Here is a 14,948-nt window from a genome sequence, read left to right as displayed (position 1 = left end):
TTAAAAGACGCTTCATGCTCAGGTTGTCCAACTAAAAGTCTGAAAATAAAATAGCTGTATGACAACAGCAATCCACCCAAAAAGTGACTAAGGTAATCAAAGTACCTGAAAGCCACCTAGAAGTAATCCCCTCACCCCAGCAAGAATCCCAACCCACAGCCCTAAGCCAGCTCAAATACGCCGAACCCACAGAGCTTTATCTGCGTGATGGCGAAGTCGTTATCCACCGCAGACCCGGAAGTCCACTTTGGCATTGCCGCTTTAGACTGCAAGATGGCTCATGGCATCGTCAGACTACCCGCCAAGCCAGTATTGAGCACGCAGTACGAATGGCATGCGATCTTTACGATGAAACCAGATTTCGCCAAAGACTGGGGCTTGCACAAAAGTCACCCACGTTTGAAGAAATTGCACACGCCACTCTCTACTCAATGCGGCAGGACTTGGATGTGGGTATAGGTAAGAGTGTGTACGGTAGCTACATCACTTGTATTGAGAAGTATTTCTTGCCTTACTTTGGTGACAAAAGACTAGAAGAAATAACTTATACAGACGTGCATGAGTTTGAAGTTTGGCGAAATCGGCAAATGAATCGGATGCCTAGAGCCAGCACCTTAATGAACTTTGCCAGTGCTTGGACTAAGTTACAGCTCGTAGCCATAAGCAAAGGTTGGATCAGTGAGCGAGTGGCTATTCCAAAACTCACAGCTAGAGGGCGGAAAGGTAAAACCCGCCCAGCATTCACAAGAGAAGAGATTGATCGCTTATTGGAGTTTATGGAGCCATGGATCAAGCAAGGCAGACTAGAGATTGAGCATGAGACACGCCCCTTATTGCGCGACTATGTAGAGATGCTTTTATACACAGGCATGCGGCATGGCACTGAGGCACTGAATATCTGCTGGAACAATATTGAGTGGCATACGCAGGGTGATAAGAAGTATCTACGTATATGGGTAAGTGGCAAAACAGGCGGACGTTGGCTGATTGCTAAACATAAGGCGGTAGATGTGCTCAAGCGATTACATAATAGGCAAAAGGCAGTCTATGACATTCCTTTTGATCGCCTATTTGAAACTCGTTCGCCAGAACGTATCTTCGTATTTGCTAATGGTCATCAACCTATGCGGATTGATGGGGCTTTCAAGCGTTTGATGCGAGATAGTGGTTTGGGGTTAAGTCACGACGGACAGATGCGCACCCTTTACTCACTGCGTCATACCTACGCTACCCTAGAGCTACTGGAGAACAAGACTGATATTCACACGCTATCCAAGCAGATGGGAAATAGTGCCGCCATGATTGATCGTCATTACAGCAAGTTGACGGCAACGATGGCGGCAGATAGGTTAGCTTGAACATGATGTGTCCTTTAAAAGGACAAATAAAAAAGCCCACTCGAAAGTGGGCTTGAAACTAATACTCTTCAAGAGTACAGTTTTTGACTTCTGTGATTAAAAACTTCTGAACCATGCCTACTTGAGTGAGGCGCTCTTCGGAGTGTTGTTTGGCTAGAGCAGATAAAGCATCCCTTACATCATCAGCTTCAATGTCAATGCTATCTTCAATGACAACCTTATACTTTATATTAAAATTTGCCATATATATCTCCTTAGTAAATTACATTTGGCGGCGGCTGTTGACCTTTGCGTCTAGCCAAGCGCCCCACGTTATGAAACAAGTTTCTAAACGATCCATTGGCAGCTTTAATTGTCGGCATGAGCTCATCATCAGATAGAGTCGCATTACTGGCTTTGACAATAGCTCTTGCCGTCTCTAAGTAAGCAGTGGGCTCTGCGGCATTCATTTCCACCAAGACGCACCGATCTAGCAGCCCTTTATCAAGCTCCGAGACATTATTGGTTGTCAGTACAAAAAGTCCTCGCGGCGTATTGAGTGCTGACTTCAAACTCTGCTGTGCTAGTTTAGTAAGGTTGTCCACCTCATCCAAAATGATATATTGCAAGCCACTTACATTCAGTGAGTTTTTTGAAAGAATGGCATCAATTTTTCCCATCACTTGTGGACCATTAAGCCCTTGCTGACACGGAATAAACTCCTCAGGAAAAATCAATTCCTCTTTAGTTTTTCCATATTCAATGTGGTTAGGTAGCATTTTTGCGAGTGTGGTTTTGCCTGTGCCAAAGACTCCGTAAAGAAGGATGGCTGATTTGCCGCAGTCAGGTAATGCTTCGGCACCCGAGACAATATCGTCAATGCGCAATTTGCTCTCGGGATTACCGAAAATGATGTCGTCAATAGTTTGAGGTGCATGGTTGGTTCCTTTGCTATTCATGTGATTTCCTTATTAAGTTGAGTTGGGGGCGCTCATAACACCCCCGATTGATTAATTACGCTTGCTTAGGAATGGCGCCGTCAGCGTCATTCTGTGCGTTTACTTCCTTTTGTATGCGTACAGTAGCTTCACGTTGCATCGCATACAAATTGGCATAGGCAGCATTAACAAGCCCTTGTTGACGCAATACTGCGAATACCCCAAAGCTCCCGTCGGGCTGTTGCTCGGCTAATAACACACATGCTTCCCCCATAAAATCAGCATCAGCGTGCATCGACAGCAAATCGGATTTGGCAAACCCAATCGGTGTTTTGCCCTGCATAACTTGCTTAGCTGCCCCTGCTTTAGCAGACGGACTCATGTAACTAGCACTACGAGCAAGCGTGATTTCTTGTATGCCGCCGCGTTCTTCGATCCAAGTGGCAAGACTGCTATAGGCAATGCCCTCTTTTTGCGCTTGACGTAGTACAAGTGCGTACGTGCTGACACGGCGGCGGTTGACATCGCCAAATACAGCACGTACTACGCGATTGGCTAATGGCAGTTCTTTTTTGTACTTATAGCCCCGTTCTTTATAAAAGGCTTCTAAGGCAGAACTGCGCTGTTTAGCTTCGGCGATGGTAAGTTCACCGCAAAATGCCAAGCACTGCCCGAGAACGGCATACAAAGACTGATTGCTGGTGCGATAAGCCCCCTGTTCCCAGCTAATACGATTTGCTTCCATATTAGTAAGTGACAGCGTGGCGCCAACCACGATATTGCTTGTTTCGGCAGCGTCTTTTAAAAAGACAGTGTCGGCTACGGGGGTTGGATTTACTGCTACTGGATTTAATAACATATTTGACTCACTTTCTTTATTAAGTAATGGATGCTTGCTAAGAAATTTAACCGCTCGTCCATGCTTAAAATATAAGGCGAAATCAATTCTTCTCTGATACTATTAGAATATCCTGCAATTTACTTGCCAAGAAAATGCCAAGACGATTCCTTGCCCCGTACCCCATTTTTGGAACAAAAAATAAGCGCCTTCCACTGGGCTATCAAAAACGTAGCCCGTACTACTGGTGGTGGCAGTTTTTGAGGCGAAACGCTGAATATCTAGAGTGTTGTGAGCGTGGCGGCAAAGGCAAGCATGCGGCGCTGTATAACGATTTTGGTGATGTGAGGGATGATGACTTTCACAAGTGGTGGACAAAAGATCAGCGTGGACCGAATTTGTTTGCCGAAAACTATGGCGCAATGAAATTAACAGAGCTTGAGGAAAAGTCACAGTGGCAAGATGATTGGAGTAGCGATGAGGTAATGATTCTTGCTGTGCCACTCAGCTCAAGTAAGCGGTATTTGCAGAGTAGGTTTGCACGCTTGCTAAAAGAACGGCATACATCTTCTAGGGGTAGACCCACGAAGGGATCAATCAAAAGTAATGCAAAGTACAAAATTGCGAGAAATTACACCATTCAGAATTTAGAAAAAACTCTCGATGTATATGATGAATATATGAAGCACAAGGGGAATAAACCAAAAGTGCCCTTATGGCAAATTGGAGAAAATTTGACATTAATACCCAAAGCTATGACATCGCCTAAAAACTTTCCAGCAATGAATGCCGCAAAGCGAAATACGATGGGCTCTTGCGTTAAGCGATACCTAAATAGTGCCGATAAGATAATTGCGGGTGTTTTGAAAGGTTCTTTCCCAGCCATTTAATGTCTTTTTAAAAGACAGTTGTAATACTTATTGGTATCCTTATAACAACTTATAAGCAACTATGAGGGGTTATATGGATTTCTATCTAAAAGCACCAGTCTGGGAAAGAAAGAATCAGTGCCCCAACTCCACCAAACTAGCAATGCCTACAGAACCTCAGTCGGTTAAAAAAGCTAGAGTAATCACACTTAAGAACGCCAAGTTTAGAGGGTCCGTTTTTAGCGGCACCTTCTTATTGGGTAATCAGATGCTCATTCTTGACGGCAAAAATAGATCAACACGTGTAGAAGTCCTATGTAGGTGGTTTGATCACAGACTAAAAACACGCGGACTTGCCTTCACAGTGAACCTTAAGACTGCCACAGTTAATGACAACTATACTGGCACCGTGTTTACCAACTTCGCCAAAAGCTAAATCAGCTCTACTGCCGCTTTAAGTTGATCTGGACTGCTATAGAGATATGCGGCAGTGGTGCTGATGTTGCGATGCCCTGCGAGCGACTTGAGTATGTGAATTGCTGTGCCTTTATTAGCAAGTCCCGTTAAGAATGAGCGTCTACCACTATGGCTGCTGGCGCCTTCTAGTCCCACAGCACGATATAGATAAAAGAAGTATTGGGTAAGTGAGTTAGCTGAGAACCCTGCTTGCTTCTGTGTATAAAACAGAGGATTACTGATATCTTTAATTTTGAGTACTTTAAGATACTGAGCTAATTCCTTTTGCATCCGTTCATTTAGGTAAACAGTGCGGGCATGTTTGCCCTTAGTTTGCTCGGGCATCAAGCGTACTTCGCCCTTAATAGTGCTGTCGCCGTTTAAAACGTCGTTTATGCGTAGGGCAGCTACTTCAGCTACTCGCATACCTGCGTAGTGCGTTAACAGCAACATAGCGCGATTACGTGCTGAATGCCTGCGTGTAGCAACGTGATCTAAAACTCGGCGTAATTCTTGTGGGTTTAAAACTCTAGCTTGTGACATACGTTCTCCCTTAAATGTATTAAATACAGGGTTACAGTATGTTTTCTTAGATTCGGTTTGGGCAACCGAAATCAGCCAATAAAGATCTTTCCAAAAATCAATGGGTTACGTAAAAACATAAGAGTTCTCTAGTTCTCTTATATTTATCGTGGCGCAAATGCCACGATATTTTGATGACTGTTTAAAACGACCTACAAGCGTTTAAAGTTTCGGATCAGCCACCCAATTCAGCAAAGTAAAGCATTCGCGTTATATAAGAAAGATTTAACTTAATATAGAAAACTTCAGTAATATGGATGTAAAAACATGGAGTAGAAAATGGCTAACTTTGTTAAGTGTAAGTTTACTTTTATTGGCAACAAATTAATTGACGATTTGGTAATTGAAATGAACAAACGCATAACTGACGATATACAAATTCACAGTGATTATGCTGATACCTCAAGAGTGGGGCGTATTTTTTATGGTCTAACTGGTCAGGATGCCATCTTAGGCTTTGATGAATTAGGGTCAAAGTGGATACACGATGATCAAGATTATGTTGGGCTAGGGTTTGTTGGGGGATGGGATCCAGTAAGGGGGTTTCAGGATCATCTGTTGAGGCATGCATCAAAGCTAGATCCAAAGCTTATTATTCTTATGGAGTATGAGGATGAATCCCCGAATTTTGTTGGCGCAAGATATGTCTTGATGAAAAACGGGGAAATTGCAGAGTATGAATATGAATTAGATATGACTGATACCTTGGTCGCATACGATAGCGATTATGATGAGGCGACATCCAATAATAATGAAACGAAGGAATATAGAGAAGTAATTCTCTGGGAAGATGTATCTGATAAAATAGCAGTCTGCAAAGAAATTGCCTTCAGAGAAATTAAGGAAGATAACCCCTGGATTCCTAAGAAGTACTTAGAGAGAAATCCAAATGAGCATTGTTTTTTCTGAATATAAAAGCCAACTACGTTAGCTTGTGATTTCGCTTATCGCTCATCACATTTTTCTTTTCTTTTATGATTTTCGCTAGATTCAACCTACACTGAGCCTTAAGCAACAGGCTCAGTAGTAGAAAAGGACTTTCGCTGAGTTCTTTACTAAACCACTTATAGGCACAACCAGTTTGGGAAGGGCGGTTTCGCTGTCTCCTTTTACGTGCGGCTTAAAACGCAACAATGACAAAAGCAATAAGTGGCTACCTTCGTCTTGTTTGAAAGTTACTGTGTAAGCAGGGCTTTCTCGTGATCCATAGAACTACGCTCTATAATCTTTGTGCTAATTCATATACTTGATTCATATTAGTCAGCAAGGCTAATGGCGTCCTGTAAAGGATAGTGAATAAAGTCTCTGCTACCGCCCAGAATTTCCATGACTGCGACTCTAAGTCCAGCTTTAGGGTGACATAACGACTGAGTGTCACTGCTCTTGTTTCGGTAGTAATCAATGGCATCACAGAACTTTTATTTACTCTGCTGTCATAGTTATTTAGTGAAACCTAATAAAAGGAGAGCAGATCTGGGTCAAATCATTAGATCTCTGTGGCTTTTGGCAAAAAGAGGTTGTCCAACCAAAAACTCTGACAATAAATTAAGTGTGCCCATTAACTTATAGGAGAAAAAGATGAGCACATTAAACAGTTTGAAAATGGTTAATTCAAAAAAGCCAACAGCAATCCCACCAGTACTGCATCGCCGTAATAAATTAGCCAACAAAGTCTGGGAGCAGATCCAGTTAGCCAAAGCTAGCAAAGAAGGCGGCACGTTTACTGTTAAGAAATTCAAAACAGTGAAAGACATCACTGGTGCACGCAAAACCATTGAGCATGAAAAGCGCATTCGTCAGTGGTGGTTTGTAGCTATGGATGGAAAGGTTTGCTTGAATATTCGTTACGGCGCAAAGATCATTGAGTTTGCTAAAGGCAAGACTGCTGTAGAAGTTAACTCCGCAGATGAGCTGATTAAAGCCCTAGAGATTATTAAGGTCGCTGTAGAAGCCGGTGAACTTGACGCTCAAATAGAAGCGGCAAGCGGCGCAGTACGTGCGGGGTTCGGTAAATGAGTAAGTTCATTCTATGGGTTCGCATAAGTCAAACTCAAACAGCAAACACCGTAGTATTTGCCGATAGTCAAATACAAGCAAAGTTAATTGGTGAATTACAGTTTGGGCTAGGCAATGTTCTAGGCTATACAGAAGTATGGGAGTAATACTTTAGTAGGGCGAAAGTTAGGCTTAAATACTTGATGCGCTTTTATGAAATCAAAACCATCAAACCAATTAAGCCCCTTTCACCTGCGCAGGCAAGAGTAGCTTCTCTTAAGCGAAATGTGGATTCTGCCAAACAACAACTAAAGCTGGAAAAGGATCGCCAGCATTATCAACAGGCTATCAAGCCGATCAGTAGTAAGCCCTAAAAATTTACCGCGCAATTTTCAAAGTCAGCGGAGATCTCGGCCCCTGGTGATTTAAATCTAACCCTACCTCGTATTCGTAATAATTCTTATTCTGAAAATCAGACGATTTGAACCAAATTCAGGGGCTTTTTGGCGGTTTTTGTTTAAAAAAGAAAACTCTTATTGGTGGGGATGAGAGGTATAGCGAGTGCAACTTAAAATTTATTCACCCCTTGAAGGGGCATCCTTTGGATGCTTCGGCAACGAATTAACTAATTAATACCATTATTGATCAGTGATCCATGTTAAATTATTTTGAAAATTAGAATTAAATCTTAAAACGCACAATAACATTTGCTAATCAGTTTTAAAGGAAAAACAATGAAAATCTTAATCCAAAAATTTGTCGCCATTGTCTTTATGGCCAATGCATCAATAGGGTTTTGCCAAACTAGTGGAATGTCTCAAATGGATAAGCTAAAAGAGTTTGCCAACCAAACTTGTAAATCAGGCACTAAAAATATGTCTGATAATTCTACAAACCCAACTGTCGCAATGTGGCGAACGAAGTCTTGGGGTAAGGGCTATTCTTATTGCACAGGTTTTGATTTTTCGCGCGCTGTTTTATCTAAAGAAATGGATGTAGATTTAAATACACAGATGAAATATCTAACCGTTTTTGCTGCTTGTGATGGTATACAGTATGGCTCTTCACAAGAGGCATTTAAAGCCGGATGGATGCGATTACTTGAAATTAATAGGGCGAATAATTCCAAGGAATTTACAGAAGTTATGGAATTATGTCGTCCACTATCCCCTGATTTAAATAAGATGCTGACTTACGAACAAAAGTATCTTGTAAATAAGTAACTTTTTTAAAATTGACTATTAATCGGGATTAATTATTATGGCGCTGCATTTAACTAGGCTCACAATTGCTTTTCTTGTAGTTCTTTTAGGCTTATCTGCATGCGGAAAGTCTGAACCAAGCCAAAAAGCCCAAGAAAATATACCAGACGCTCCGGCTAAAGCCCCGCCTTTGCCTGAAAATCCTTCGGCTTCTTCACAAGACGCAGTTCCCGAAATTAAGTTTGCACTAGTTTGTCTTCCTGGCAATGGGAAGGGAAATCGCTACTATATGGTCTCTATGGGTAGAGCCGCCAGCTTGCTTACAAGCTCGCCAAGTGATCGACCAGAGATGTATACAGAATATGCCTTAATTCTTGAGCAAGAATCTACTGAGGAGTATCGGTATGGAAGCGTTGGCGCTAGTGATGAGGCAAAAGCATATGGATCAAATCCATATATTCTGAACAGGCAAGATCTTGTGCTGACTTCAGTTGGTGTTGGTAGTCTTAATGGTTTGAAATGGACCTTTAACTGCCAAATGGCTCAAGATAAAGTAGCTATACTAGAAATGATAAAAACAAAAAGAAATGAGTATCGCGCTTACAAAAAGCAACAAGATTTGCAAAGCCAGCAGGAAGAAGAGCAGAAGAAGCGTAATACAAAAATATGAAAATCAATTAAAGTTTGGTTATTTTCCATTCCATAATGCCGTTGCAGAATTAAGCTTGTTATTGCACGGAATTAATGCATCTAAGGCTTGATCGCCAGTATTAATCGTTGGTCTATAGGCTTTAATAAATTGACCTAGGTATGCATCGGTAAACCCACTTCGAAGATAGTATTGCCGAATTTCTCCAAGCAGTACCCCAATTCCCTGATTTTGCTTGGCCAATTTGGGGGGTAATGGGCTATTTGTAGCCGACAAATCTAAAACCGTATGCGCCACCATGCATTTACCCCAGCCCTCAGGCCCCCCTATTTCATTTGCGGCTAGCTCAATAACTTGGGCTTTATTTAATTGGTTGTTTGCAGGCTTAGCCCCTTGTGCCGTAGGGGTGGGTGTTTGAACTGCTGGAACTGGTGATTGGGGTTGCACTGGTTGATTAGGTATTGCTACTGGCGCTGAAGATTGTGAAGCTAATGCATCCAATTTCTTTTGTGCTGCTGGTAATCCACCATTGGCAGCAGTCTTATAAAGCTCCATTGCCTTATTAATATCTTTGGGCACTATTTCGCCCCGTTCATACATTAATCCTAAATTAAAATATCCTGCAGCATATCCTTTTTTTGCAGCCGCTTCATACCACTTTTTTGCTTCATATAGGTTCTTATCGACCCCTGATCCATTAGCATAAAAATTGCCAACCATATTCATGGCCCCAGCATCTCCAGTATTCGCTTTATCAATTTGCGATTGGAGTGCTGGAGAATTGGTTTGACTAAGCGCTATTGATAGATTAAACATCAAGAAAAAAGCTATGCATTGTTTTATGAAGCTTTTCATTAAGACTTTCCTTTTTTATGGATCGGCAATCAAGGGTAGATAAAACTATAGCCCCTTTTTTATTCCCTTGCCTTGATTAAATGATCACGGCTCAATTCGTCCTTTAAAAGGACATTTAATGCGCGGGGTATCCCGACTAACGCAAGGACATCATATCCTTGTGTCAGTCAAATCCCCACTACGCCACCAAACTCTCTTGCCATCCTTGCGTGGGTCAAAATAACTCAACTAAATCAGTCTCATACAATCACCCAAGAAAGTTTTGTGCACAAAGTTTGCCTATGGTGGGGCGAACCTTTTGAGATCTAGCGGGAGTTTAGTCTGGGGGACAGAGTTGAAAATCCTTGTGTCGGTGGTTCGATTCCGCCCCGGGCCACCAAGAAACACCAAAACCACCTTCGGGTGGTTTTTTCATTTGTTGGGCGTAGAATGGAATTATGAGAAGGATATGTGTCACCCTTTGCTTTAGTCTATTTGCCAGCTTGATTCATGCGGGTAGCATGCCCGTATCTGCCGACTTCATATCACAAGCTCATTCTGGGCATGTAGTTCAGCATGATTGCCATACAAAAAGTGATGTGAATGTTGAGAAGTCGCAATCAACCAACCATCAAGCACAGTATCAATGCTGTTTGGGCGTAGTAGCAAACTTATCTACCGGCCAATATATCGAGCCAGATTTCTCAAATCACTTTGTTTCTCAAGTGCCCCAACTCATTGTTGAGGCAGTTCCAAGTCATATATTCAAACCTCCAAGATTAATTAGTTAACTACGCATTAACTAATTTTTGTGGCATCTAGCCACCGTAATCTATTGGAGAAATCTTATGAACATGACTCACTACATGGAGTTATTGGCTGTTAATCAGCCCTGGAATTTAATTATTTTTATGGCCATCCCAATCGTCTTAGCAGAGACTTTAGCTATTACTGAACTATATCTACTCTTTACTCGCAAGTTCGATGGTGCTGTTTATTACCTCAATCGCTTTTCTGGAATTGCTGTAGGCGTTTACTTTGTTGGGATCATTTACTACATTGTGACTAACGCCATAATTCCCATTACACAGGCAGGCGAGTGGAGAACAGTGATTGATGTAATTGCTGTCAGCACTTATGTCATCGCAGGATTGCCGCTGATCTGGATTGCCCTACAAGAGTTGGGTTTAGTTAATCGAGCACTAGACCAAATGGGTAAGTTAAAAATTCATGCGATATGTGTTGCATTGTTCTTGGTGTTTGGACACATCGCCATGATTGCCGGCATGCTTGATCCAAGTATTCTGGGATACAAGGGCGCCAATACTCATCAAATGAGTGGTAACTCGGATCATGAGTTTTGCCATCCAGATGGGCATGGTGACATGATGAAGCAACATCAGAAAATGATGAACGATCAAAAGCCAATGAATAATAAAGGCCATAACCACTAATGCCTTAAGTATTTCTCGCTCTAGGCCCTGGTCGATTCTGCCCCGGGCCCCCATGAAACATTAAAACCACCTTAGGGTGGTTTTTTCATACCTAGCCCCTTGGTTTTACTGGCGTCATACGTTAAACATCAATTACCTGTAGAGTATTTATGTAACTTTAAAAGGAGATCTAAATGAATCGTATTAAGAGTGTATTAATTGGTTTGATCGCTACCGCTACATTAGCCGCATGTGCGTCGATGACGGGTGGAGCCATGGCGCCATATACCAAAGTAAATGATGGCATGTTAGTAGGCAGTAACAATATGACCTTATATACGTTTGCTAAAGATGCGGCCGGATCTGGAAAATCTGCGTGTAATGGTCCATGTGCCGCTAATTGGCCGCCACTATTGGTTGATGGCAGTCCAGCAATTTCTGGCGATTACTCTGTGATTACCCGTGACGATGGCAAGAAGCAATTGGCATATAAAGGCATGCCTCTGTATTTCTGGGCCAAGGATACTAAGCCAGGAGATAAAACTGGTGATGGCTTCTTAAATGGCGCTTGGAAAATTGTGAAGATGTAATCTAAGCCAAGTAGGATTAGACATCCTCGGCCCTGGTCGATTCCGCCCCGGGCCACCAAGAAACACCAAAACCACCTTTGGGTGGTTTTTTCATTTGGGGTCTGGTAGGGTTAGGCGCCATTTGCCTTGGATATCCCCATCATGAACTGTCCTTTAAAAGGACAAGTCAATTAGACATCCCTATGTTGGTCAAGCGTCGGTTTAAGTGAGCCTGATCTAGGGTCGGTGCTCGCTATGTCGTTTAAAACGACATTTTTAATGCTCGATGAGGGTAATCACCAACGCATGCCTCTTTAAAAGTAGCTATTCTTACTTAAACCAAAAATACTATGGAGGAGACATCCATGAATTCAGAAAACTTTACCAATAGACGTAAAGTCATTACAGCGGCCTTGGCTGGTGGAGCCAGTTCTTTATTGCCATCTTGGGCAATGGGGGGGGAGAAAGCGAATTTACCAATAGCCTATGGTGAACGCGAGCTCATGGCCTTTCCTGAAAAGAAGCCCATGATTGTGTTGACCTCTAGGCCTCCTCAATTAGAGACTCCATTTAGGTATTACGACAATCATGTCATTACGCCAAATGATGAATTCTTTGTGCGTTATCACATGGCCGGCATTCCAACATCCATTGACCCCAATACTTATAGACTAAAAGTTGGTGGCAATGTAGAAAAGCCTTTAGAGATTTCTCTAGAGTCGTTAAAGAAAAACTTTCCATCTCAACGTATTGTTGCTGTTAATCAATGCTCTGGTAATAGCCGCGGTTTATTTGAACCTAGAGTTAATGGTGGGCAACTCGGTAATGGTGCGATGGGTAATGCCGCTTGGGTTGGCGTTGCCTTAAAAGATATTTTGAAGGCGGCTAATCCCGGCGGCGGAGCTAAGCAAGTAACTTTCAATGGCTTGGATCAGCCAATTCTCCCAAGCGATTCTGATTTTGTAAAAGGCCTAGATATTGATCACGCCATGGACGGCAATGTGATGGTTGCCTATCAAATGAATGGCACAGATATCCCATTCTTAAACGGCTATCCAATCAAGTTAATTGTTCCCGGCTACTACGGAACATATTGGGTTAAGCACCTTAGTGAAATTAAAGTGGTTGATGATGTATACAACGGCTATTGGATGAATCCTGCTTATCGCATTCCTGATAATGACTGTAACTGTGTTGCGCCTGGAACCGCACCTTCAAAAACGATTCCAATTAATCAATTTACGATTCGCTCATTCATTACGAACTTCACAGACAGTAGCGTTGTCGCTGTTGGTAAGCCGGTTCAAGCCCGAGGCATTGCCTTTGATGCGGGCTATGGAATAAAGAAAGTTTTGTTCTCGCAGGACAATGGACAAAATTGGACAGAGGCGAGATTGGGTCAAGACCTTGGACGTTTCTCATTTAGAGAGTGGCGCATTGAATTTACGCCAAAACAAAAAGGGATATTGGACTTAAGGGTCAGGGCATTTAATCATGCTGGCCAAGTTCAGCCCATGACTGCAAGCTGGATGCCGGCTGGCTATATGCGAAATATTGTTGAGACTGTAAAAGTCACAGCGGTTTAAGGAGAAGAATATGAAAAAAACTATCCTCCTTCTATCTGCTCTTGCTTTGGCACAAATGGCACAAGCTAAAACGATTGAGTTACCAGCTGATACTGTTTTATGGCGACCATCAGATTTGCCTGGCTATCAGCTGACTTTACAGAAATGTTCTACCTGCCACTCTGCCCACTATGCAGAATATCAACCGCCCAATACGGGAGTTGGCTATTGGAATGCTCAAGTTTTAAGGATGAAAAATGTATTTAAGGCGCCCATTACTGATGAGGAGGTTCCGGCGATTGTTGATTATCTTAATAAGACCTACGGGGCCAATAGAAAATAAGGTTCGGTATCTTCAGACCCTGGTAGATTCCGCCCCGGGCCACCAAGAATCAAAAAGAGAGCTTCTAGCTCTCTTTTTTCATTTCTACCCTAGCTATTTGTGTCTAAGTTAAGCAATGGCATCTCCACCTTAGTTCTAGCATCTTTTGTCAGTGTTCAGAGTTTCTAATCTAATCATCAGGATGTCTAATCCTATTTGACCGTTTCTGCTATTCAAGTGGTCTTGTTCGGGGTACCCTTTTCATGTAACGTCCTTTTAAAGGACAAAATTAAATTAGGGGTTGTAATGAAAAAATACATATTTTTAGCCGTTGCTTTGTTATCAATGCTTACGCTCGCTGGTTGTGACAAGTTACCAAGTAGTGGGTCACAAAGATTCCAGATTGTTTTTAATCCTAATGTGCGAGCAGACACTTTCTTGATTGATACCCAAAAAGGCAAGGTCTGGCAAGTGATCAAATATACAGATTTAGAAGATCAGCCTACTGTGTGGCAACCTATGGAAATTATTGATCCTGATGGTGATATAGGAGTTAGCCCCAAAACTTATTTTGAGCGTCATCCGCCAATTAAGAAAAAATAAATGATTAAGTACTGGTGGATTCTTATTCCACTTGCCGCATTTCTTGGTTATGCATTAAAAAGCTATCGCACATATCAGTTTCAGAATATTGGCGAAGTATTGGTTCGCAAAGTTCTTACTAATAACCTTGCTAGGGGCTCGTGGCACTTATTGAACAATGTCACGCTTCAGCTTGAGAATGGAACAACTCAAATTGACCATGTTCTAGTGTCACGCTTTGGAGTTTTTGTAATAGAAACCAAGCATTACAAGGGCTGGATATTTGGTGACGAAAAGTCTAGGGAGTGGACTCAAGTTATTTGGGGGCGTAAGTATCGCTTTCAAAATCCACTTCACCAAAACTATAGGCATCTTAAGGCTGTGCAGGGTCTATTGGATTTCTTGCCAGCAGAGCAAGTATTTGGAATGGTTGTATTTACAGGCGATGCTGAATTCAAAACAAATCAGCCTAAGAATGTTCATTCCCTAAGTTCGCTCCTGTCACATCTTAGGAGCGTTGATCAAGAATTGCTTACTGAAAACAGAATGCAATTTTGCGTTGGAAGATTAGAGTGTCTACGCTTGGCATTAACTCGTGAGACTGATGTGGAGCACAGGAATAATCTTGCAAAAAGATAAGGCAAAGCCCACCCTAGACTCTTTGCTTAATGATCAACAAGTCATTACAGGCAAAGATTTAATCGAGCGTCATATAGAAGAAGAAAAACAAAGGACTCTATTACAAGAGGCTATTGACTTTGAACAGAGGAATCGTAG

Annotated in this window: 19 protein-coding genes; 14 read left to right on the top strand and 5 right to left on the bottom strand. The window is 42.2% G+C overall.

All coding sequences use genetic code 11. From position 1 onward, the window contains the following. Positions 1–83 precede the first annotated feature (83 nt). Positions 84–1,358 carry a tyrosine-type recombinase/integrase gene (locus FD968_RS10430; protein WP_215366302.1) on the top strand — a complete coding sequence of 425 codons (1,275 nt, stop codon included), beginning with the start codon at positions 84–86 and terminating at the stop codon, positions 1,356–1,358. 58 nt (positions 1,359–1,416) lie between these two features. On the opposite strand, the gene FD968_RS10425 is transcribed toward FD968_RS10430, so the two are convergent. Genes FD968_RS10425 through FD968_RS10415 form a run of 3 tightly spaced genes read right to left on the bottom strand, consistent with a single transcriptional unit; the run spans position 1,417 to position 3,134 of the window. After that, positions 1,417–1,602: a hypothetical protein gene (locus tag FD968_RS10425; RefSeq protein WP_215366299.1), complete on the bottom strand. Its 186-nt coding sequence runs from the start codon at positions 1,600–1,602 to the stop codon at positions 1,417–1,419. A 10-nt stretch (positions 1,603–1,612) separates the two neighbouring features. Then, positions 1,613–2,296: an AAA family ATPase gene (locus tag FD968_RS10420; RefSeq protein ID WP_215366296.1), complete on the bottom strand. Its 684-nt coding sequence runs from the start codon at positions 2,294–2,296 to the stop codon at positions 1,613–1,615. Positions 2,297–2,351: 55 nt separating this feature from the next. Further along, positions 2,352–3,134 carry a hypothetical protein gene (locus tag FD968_RS10415; RefSeq protein WP_215366293.1) on the bottom strand — a complete coding sequence of 261 codons (783 nt, stop codon included), beginning with the start codon at positions 3,132–3,134 and terminating at the stop codon, positions 2,352–2,354. 134 nt (positions 3,135–3,268) lie between these two features. Here FD968_RS10415 and FD968_RS10410 point away from each other — a divergent pair, with 134 nt between their 5' ends. Further along, the gene (locus FD968_RS10410) at positions 3,269–4,003 is read left to right on the top strand and encodes a hypothetical protein (RefSeq protein WP_215366290.1); all 735 of its coding nucleotides are present in this window, start codon (positions 3,269–3,271) and stop codon (positions 4,001–4,003) included. 411 nt (positions 4,004–4,414) lie between these two features. On the opposite strand, the gene FD968_RS10405 is transcribed toward FD968_RS10410, so the two are convergent. Next, a complete protein-coding gene (locus FD968_RS10405) occupies positions 4,415–4,981 on the bottom strand; it encodes a site-specific integrase (RefSeq protein WP_215366286.1) in 567 nt (188 codons plus the stop codon). A 318-nt stretch (positions 4,982–5,299) separates the two neighbouring features. On the opposite strand from FD968_RS10405, the gene FD968_RS10400 reads away from it, so the two are divergent. The 5 genes from FD968_RS10400 (at position 5,300) to FD968_RS10380 (ending at position 8,887) form a co-directional block, all read left to right on the top strand. Beyond that, the gene (locus tag FD968_RS10400; protein ID WP_215366283.1) at positions 5,300–5,929 is read left to right on the top strand and encodes a hypothetical protein; all 630 of its coding nucleotides are present in this window, start codon (positions 5,300–5,302) and stop codon (positions 5,927–5,929) included. Positions 5,930–6,598: 669 nt separating this feature from the next. After that, positions 6,599–7,036, top strand: a complete 438-nt coding sequence (locus tag FD968_RS10395; protein ID WP_215366280.1) for a DUF6641 family protein — start codon at positions 6,599–6,601, stop codon at positions 7,034–7,036. Continuing rightward, positions 7,033–7,182 carry a hypothetical protein gene (locus FD968_RS10390; protein WP_215366277.1) on the top strand — a complete coding sequence of 50 codons (150 nt, stop codon included), beginning with the start codon at positions 7,033–7,035 and terminating at the stop codon, positions 7,180–7,182. The genes FD968_RS10395 and FD968_RS10390 overlap by 4 nt, the downstream gene beginning before the upstream one ends. Positions 7,183–7,749: 567 nt before the next feature. After that, a complete protein-coding gene (locus FD968_RS10385) occupies positions 7,750–8,238 on the top strand; it encodes a hypothetical protein (protein WP_215366275.1) in 489 nt (162 codons plus the stop codon). Between the two features lie 37 nt (positions 8,239–8,275). Beyond that, positions 8,276–8,887, top strand: a complete 612-nt coding sequence (locus FD968_RS10380) for a hypothetical protein (protein WP_215366273.1) — start codon at positions 8,276–8,278, stop codon at positions 8,885–8,887. An 18-nt stretch (positions 8,888–8,905) separates the two neighbouring features. Here FD968_RS10380 and FD968_RS10375 read toward each other — a convergent pair whose 3' ends face one another. Beyond that, the gene (locus tag FD968_RS10375; RefSeq protein WP_215366271.1) at positions 8,906–9,721 is read right to left on the bottom strand and encodes a tetratricopeptide repeat protein; all 816 of its coding nucleotides are present in this window, start codon (positions 9,719–9,721) and stop codon (positions 8,906–8,908) included. A 437-nt stretch (positions 9,722–10,158) separates the two neighbouring features. Here FD968_RS10375 and FD968_RS10370 point away from each other — a divergent pair, with 437 nt between their 5' ends. The 7 genes from FD968_RS10370 (at position 10,159) to FD968_RS10340 (ending at position 14,810) form a co-directional block, all read left to right on the top strand. Continuing rightward, the gene (locus FD968_RS10370) at positions 10,159–10,491 is read left to right on the top strand and encodes a hypothetical protein (RefSeq protein ID WP_215366269.1); all 333 of its coding nucleotides are present in this window, start codon (positions 10,159–10,161) and stop codon (positions 10,489–10,491) included. A gap of 57 nt (positions 10,492–10,548) precedes the next feature. Next, the gene (locus FD968_RS10365; protein ID WP_215366266.1) at positions 10,549–11,154 is read left to right on the top strand and encodes a DUF6803 family protein; all 606 of its coding nucleotides are present in this window, start codon (positions 10,549–10,551) and stop codon (positions 11,152–11,154) included. A gap of 173 nt (positions 11,155–11,327) precedes the next feature. Further along, on the top strand, positions 11,328–11,723 hold the full coding sequence (locus FD968_RS10360; RefSeq protein ID WP_215366262.1) for a hypothetical protein: 396 nt from the start codon (positions 11,328–11,330) through the stop codon (positions 11,721–11,723). Positions 11,724–12,067: 344 nt separating this feature from the next. Then, a complete protein-coding gene (locus tag FD968_RS10355; protein ID WP_215366259.1) occupies positions 12,068–13,288 on the top strand; it encodes a molybdopterin-dependent oxidoreductase in 1,221 nt (406 codons plus the stop codon). A gap of 10 nt (positions 13,289–13,298) precedes the next feature. Further along, positions 13,299–13,610: a cytochrome c, class I gene (locus tag FD968_RS10350; protein ID WP_215366256.1), complete on the top strand. Its 312-nt coding sequence runs from the start codon at positions 13,299–13,301 to the stop codon at positions 13,608–13,610. Between the two features lie 285 nt (positions 13,611–13,895). After that, on the top strand, positions 13,896–14,192 hold the full coding sequence (locus tag FD968_RS10345) for a membrane lipoprotein lipid attachment site-containing protein (RefSeq protein WP_215366253.1): 297 nt from the start codon (positions 13,896–13,898) through the stop codon (positions 14,190–14,192). Continuing rightward, positions 14,193–14,810 (top strand): nuclease-related domain-containing protein, encoded by a 618-nt coding sequence (locus FD968_RS10340; RefSeq protein ID WP_215366250.1) that lies wholly within the window; start codon positions 14,193–14,195, stop codon positions 14,808–14,810. It begins immediately after the preceding gene. Positions 14,811–14,948: the final 138 nt, after the last annotated feature.

The sequence above is a fragment of the Polynucleobacter sp. AP-Titi-500A-B4 genome (genome assembly GCF_018688095.1).
Taxonomy (GTDB): Bacteria; Pseudomonadota; Gammaproteobacteria; order Burkholderiales; family Burkholderiaceae; genus Polynucleobacter.
This window is presented reverse-complemented; position numbering and strand designations above follow the sequence as displayed.